Below are 5,458 nucleotides of genomic sequence, written 5' to 3' on the forward strand. Positions count from 1 at the left end.
CGATTGGGCGGCGAGAAGGTGTTGCCCGCCTCAGGACTGCGCAGGACGCCGACAACCTCCACCGGGGCGCGGTTCGCGCCGTCGACCGGCGGTCGCGAGGAGATGGTGTCGGCCACGAAGCCGCGGTCCACCAGGATCGCGCGATAGGGCGGCGCCTCGATCGCGCAGGCCGAGATGAGGCGCGAACCCGCCTGGCCGTCCCGCAGACCGTAGAGCTCGATATAGGGGGCGGCGGCGAGGCCTGGGCAGATGGCGCGCACGCGGGTGAAGTCCACGTCCTGCCCCGCCGCGCGGGCGGCGAGCACGGGCGGCAGCGGCCGCGCTGGCGCCGTCTGCAGAGCCTCGATGCGGCGGAGAACGTCCCGCTTCCAGTGGAGCCGCTGGACCTGCCAGGAGCCGAGCGAGACGAGGATCAGAAACGCAATCGCCGTGGCGACCGTCAGTCCGACGGGAAAGCCACGGCGAGCACTCATGGGATTTGTCCGGAGGACCGCGCCTAGTGCGCCGCCCCGCCGAAGATCACGTAGATGAACGCGAACAGGAACAGCCACACCACGTCGACAAAGTGCCAGTACCAGGCGGCCGCCTCGAAGCCGAAATGCTTCTGCGGGCTCATGCCGCCGTTCATGATGCGCACCAGGCAGACCAGCAGGAAGATCGTGCCGATCAGCACGTGGAAGCCGTGGAAGCCGGTCGCCATGAAGAAGGTCGAGCCGTAGAGGCCCGAGTTCGCGGCTTCCTCGTTGAAGAAGTACTGGTGCGACAGGATGTGGTGGTACTCGTAGGCCTGAACGGCCGTGAAGAGCGCGCCCAGCACCACCGTCAGGATCAGGCCCAGCTTCGCGCCCTTGCGGTCGCCTTGTTGCAGCGCGTGGTGCGCCCAGGTCACCGTGGTGCCCGAGAGCAGCAGGATCAGGGTGTTGACCAGAGGCAGTTCCCAGGCCGGAACCGCCTCCACGCCGTGCGGCGGCCAGGTGGCCCAGGCGGTGCGGACCTCTTCGATCGAGGAATACGTGCGGACCTCGTTGAAGAGGGCCATCTCGAAGAACATCCAGAACCAGGCGACGAAGAACATCACCTCGGAGGCGATGAACAGCACCATGCCGTAGCGCAGGCCGATCGAGACGACCGGCGTGTGATCGCCGGCGTTGCCTTCCTTCACCACGTCGCGCCACCAGCCGACCATCGTGTAGAGGACGCCCGCGAGGCCGGCGGCGAACAGCCACCAGGTGCCCTCCGGGAAGCCGAAGAGGCCCTTCATCCACATGACGCCGCCCATGGCCATCACGGTGGCCGAGATCGAGCCGACCAGCGGCCAGGGGCTCGGGTTGACCAGGTGGTAGTCGTGTTTGACGCCTGCGGCCATTGCAGTCCTAACCCCTATAGATCCCTCGTACGCGCCCAGGCATGCGGCTCCGCACGGAGTCGCCAGGCGCGAAAGTCGCGGACGCTATAGCCTTGCCCCGACCCTCCCGCCAAGGGGGAAAGGACCCGGATAACGCAGGCATTTCAGTCGCGGCGGCGCTCAGCCCTTGGCGGGCGTCTTGCCCTTGGGCGGATGCAGGTCGGCGCGGGCCGGCGCCGGGGCGCTGGTCGAAGGGAAGAAGGTGTACGACAGCGTCACCTCCTGCTTGCCTTTGGTCTCGAAGTCCTCGGCGAACTTCGGATCGATGAAGTACAGCACCGGCATGTCGACGCTCTGTCCCGGGCCGACGGTCTGGTCCGAGAAGCAGAAGCAGTCGAGCTTCTGGAAGTAGGGCCCTGCCTGCTCGGGCACGACGTTGAACACGGCCCGGCCGGTGATCGGCTTGTCCGAATTGTTGGTGACCTTGAAGAAAGCGACCTTGGTCTCGCCGATCTTCGCATCCTGGCGCGTCTGCTTGGTCTCGAAGGTCCAGGGCAGGTCGCGGACGTTGGCGTCGAAACGGATGGTCACCGCGCGGTCCAGCACCACGTCCGAGGCCTTCTCCGCCTTCTTGGTCGTGCCGTCGAAGCCGGTCAGCTGGCAGAACGCCTTGTAGAGCGGCACTGAGGCGTAGGCGGCGCCCACCATGCCGAAGAACGCCGCCGCGCAGATCAGCGCGACCTTCTTGTTGCGACGCCGCGCGGCGTCGCCCTGGGGATCAGAAGGGACGGTCGAGGACATTCGCGCCGAGCCTCACGATGGTGACGACGAAGATCAGGACGACGAAGAGGACGAGGCCCAGGGCCAGGGCCACGTTGCGGCCGCGCCGCGCCTTGGCCTCGAGTTCGCTCTCGCGGGACGGATCGCTCATCTAGAGAAGCTCCAGGGGCTTCAGGCCCGCCAGGTGCTCGCCCAGCAGGGTGGCGAACAGGAGGGCCAGGTAGAGGATGGAGAAGGCGAAGAGGTTGCGGGCGTCACGGGCGCCGGCGCGCACGTCGTAGAGGCCGTCGTCGTTCCGGGGGTCGGCCGCCTCGCCGGCCTTCGACCGGAACAGCCGCCAGGCGAGCAGCAGGAACACCAGCCCGCCGAGTCCCGAGACCGACAGGTACGCCCAGCCGCCCAGGCCGGTGAAGGCGGGCGCCAGGCAGACAGGGATCAGCAGCAGGCTGTAGATCCAGATCTGGCGCCGGGTGGACGCCGCGCCGCGCACGACCGGCATCATCGGAACGCCCGCCTTGGCGTAGTCCTCGGACGTGTAGAGCGACAGCGCCCAGAAGTGTGGCGGCGTCCACATGAAGATGATCAGGCAAAGCAGCCAGGCGTTCAGCGGCGCCGTTCCGGTGGCCGCGGCCCAGCCGATCACCGGCGGCAGCGCCCCGGCCAGACCGCCGATGACAATGTTCTGCGCCGTCCAGCGCTTCAGCCACATGGTGTAGACCACGGCGTAGAACAGTATGGTGAAGGCCAGGAGGCCGGCGGCGAACCAGTTCAGCGCCATGCCCATCAGCATCACCGAGAGCAGCGACAGCACCACGCCCAGCGCCAGCGCGTCGGCGCCCTGCACCTTGCCGGCCGGCACCGGACGACCGCGCGTGCGGCGCATCTTCGCGTCGATGTCGGCGTCCCACCACATGTTGAGCGCGCCGGACGCGCCCGCGCCTACGGCGATGCACAGGACCGCGACGGCGCCCAGCACCGGGTGAACCCCCTCCGGCGCGCAGACCAGCCCCGTCAGCGCCGTGAAGACCACGAGCGACATCACGCGCGGCTTCAGGAGCTGGAGGAAGTCCTGCCAGCGCGCCGGCGCCTTGGACGGGGTCAGGGCCTCAAGCATGGCCATCGGTATACTCTTAAATGCGGGAAGGGCGCGCCCTTGACGGACGCGCCCCCCGAAGATGGTCCCGGAGGAGCCGGTCGCTAGTGGGCGTCCGGCTTCACCACGGGAAGTTCGTTGAACTGGTGGAACGGCGGCGGCGAGGACAGGGTCCACTCCAGCGTCGTCGCGCCTTCGCCCCACGGATTGGCTTCGGCCTTGCGGCGGAAGACCATCGCGTCGAGCAGCACCACCAGGAACACGCCCACGCCGACCAGGGTCACGGCGTAACCCAGCGACGAGATGTGGTTCCAGTAGGTAAAGGCGTCCGGATAGTCGACGTAGCGGCGCGGCATGCCTTGCAGGCCCAGGAAGTGCTGCGGGAAGAAGATCAGGTTCACGCCGATGAACATGACCCAGAAGTGCAACTGGCCCAGCCACTCCCGGTACTTCACGCCGAAGATCTTCTCGAACCAGTAGTAGAAGCCCGCGAAGATCGCGAACACCGCGCCCAGCGACAGCACGTAGTGGAAGTGCGCCACCACGTAGTAGGTGTCGTGCAGGCTGTAGTCGATGCCGGCGTTGGCCAGCACGACGCCGGTGACGCCGCCCACCGTGAACAGGAAGATGAAGCCGATCGCCCAGAGCATCGGCGTCTTGAAGTCGATGGAGCCGCCCCACATCGTGGCGATCCACGAGAACACCTTCACGCCCGTCGGCACCGCAATGACCATGGTGGCGGCCACGAAGTAGGCCCGCAGGTTGATGGGCATGCCGACCGTGTACATGTGGTGCGCCCACACGACGAAGCCGATGAAGCCGATGGCGACCATGGCGTAGGCCATCGCGAGGTAGCCGAACACCGGCTTGCGCGAGAAGGTCGACACGATGTGGCTGATGATGCCGAAGCCCGGCAGGATCAGGATGTACACCTCGGGGTGACCGAAGAACCAGAACAGGTGCTGGTACATCACCGGGTCACCGCCGCCGGCGGCGTCGAAGAAGTGGGTGTTAAAGTTGCGGTCCGTCAGCAGCATGGTGATGGCGCCGGCCAGCACGGGCAGCGACAGCAGCAGCAGGAAGACGGTCACGAGAACCGACCACACGAACAGCGGCATGCGGTGCAGGGTCATGCCCGGGGCGCGCATGTTGAAGATCGTGGTGATAAAGTTGATGGCGCCCAGGATCGAGCTCGCGCCCGCCAGGTGGAGCGACAGGATGGCCAGGTCCATCGACGGGCCGGCGTGGCCCGAGGTGGAAAGCGGCGGATAGGCCGTCCAGCCGCCGCCGAAGCCGAGGCCCGGACCGCCGTCGACGAACATCGACGTGCAGATCAGCACCCAGGCGGCCACCAGCAGCCAGAACGAGATGTTGTTCATCCGCGGGAAGGCCATATCGGGCGCGCCGATCATCAGCGGCACGAACCAGTTGCCGAAGCCGCCGATCAGCGCCGGCATGACCATGAAGAAGATCATGATCAGGGCGTGGGCCGTGACGACCACGTTGTAGCCGTGCTTCGAGGGTTCGATCAGGCCGGTCTGGGCCAGCAGCGAGCCTTCGCGGAACACCTGGATGCCCGGCTCGGCCAGTTCCCAGCGGATCAGGCCGGACAGCGCGCCGCCCACCAGGCCCGCCATGATGGCGAACAGCAGGTAGAGGGTGCCGATGTCCTTGTGGTTGGTCGAGAAGAACCACCGGGCGAAGAAGCCCGGCTTGTGGTCGTGATGATCGTCGTGAGCGGCGGCGTGGGCCATCTGACTCTTAATCCTGGCTTATTTCTTCGCCGGAGCAGCGGCGGGCGCCGCGGGCGCGGCCGGCTGCGGCGTGGTCGGAGGAGCGGCGGCGGGGTTCACCGTGGCCGTGGCGGGCGTCGCCGCCGCGGCGGCGGCCGGAGCCGCCTCGGTGTTGGCCACACCGGCGGCGGCAGCCTGGGCGTTCAGCGCCGACGGCGTCGCGGCGGGCGCGCCGCCGCCCTTCGAGGCCACCCACGCGTCGAACTCGGCCTGGGTCACGACCCGCACCTCGATCGGCATGAAGGCGTGGTCGACGCCGCAGAGCTCACGGCAGTTGCCGTAGTAGGTGCCGACCCGGTCAGCCTTGAACCACGTTTCATTCACCCGCCCGGGGATGGCGTCGGTGATCACGCCGAACGAGGGGACCGCAAAGGCGTGGATCACGTCGGCGCCGGTGACCAGCACCCGCACGGTCTTGTTGACCGGCACGACCATCGGCTCGGTCGC

The 5,458-nt window shown here is 67.6% G+C and carries 6 protein-coding genes and 1 pseudogene; all 7 read right to left on the reverse strand.

From position 1 onward, the window contains the following. A partial coding sequence (locus RIF93_RS18280; protein WP_309092883.1) for an SURF1 family cytochrome oxidase biogenesis protein occupies positions 1-473 on the reverse strand: 473 nt, incomplete at its 3' end. 23 nt (positions 474-496) lie between these two features. Next, on the reverse strand, positions 497-1,366 hold the full coding sequence (locus RIF93_RS18285; RefSeq protein WP_309092884.1) for a cytochrome c oxidase subunit 3: 870 nt from the start codon (positions 1,364-1,366) through the stop codon (positions 497-499). Between the two features lie 159 nt (positions 1,367-1,525). Next, a complete protein-coding gene (locus RIF93_RS18290) occupies positions 1,526-2,146 on the reverse strand; it encodes a cytochrome c oxidase assembly protein (protein WP_309092885.1) in 621 nt (206 codons plus the stop codon). Beyond that, on the reverse strand, positions 2,124-2,276 hold the full coding sequence (locus RIF93_RS18295) for a hypothetical protein (RefSeq protein WP_309092886.1): 153 nt from the start codon (positions 2,274-2,276) through the stop codon (positions 2,124-2,126). Before RIF93_RS18295 ends, RIF93_RS18290 begins: the two co-directional genes overlap by 23 nt. Next, a complete protein-coding gene (gene cyoE, locus RIF93_RS18300; RefSeq protein WP_309092887.1) occupies positions 2,277-3,245 on the reverse strand; it encodes a heme o synthase in 969 nt (322 codons plus the stop codon). Between the two features lie 77 nt (positions 3,246-3,322). Further along, entirely contained in the window at positions 3,323-4,972 is a 1,650-nt protein-coding gene (ctaD, locus tag RIF93_RS18305) for a cytochrome c oxidase subunit I (protein WP_309092888.1), read from the reverse strand. A gap of 18 nt (positions 4,973-4,990) precedes the next feature. Next, a pseudogene (locus RIF93_RS18310) lies at positions 4,991-5,458 on the reverse strand (cytochrome c oxidase subunit II); the annotation flags it as partial.

Origin of the sequence: Phenylobacterium sp. (genome assembly GCF_031181185.1) — a bacterium.
Taxonomy (GTDB): domain Bacteria; phylum Pseudomonadota; class Alphaproteobacteria; order Caulobacterales; family Caulobacteraceae; genus Phenylobacterium.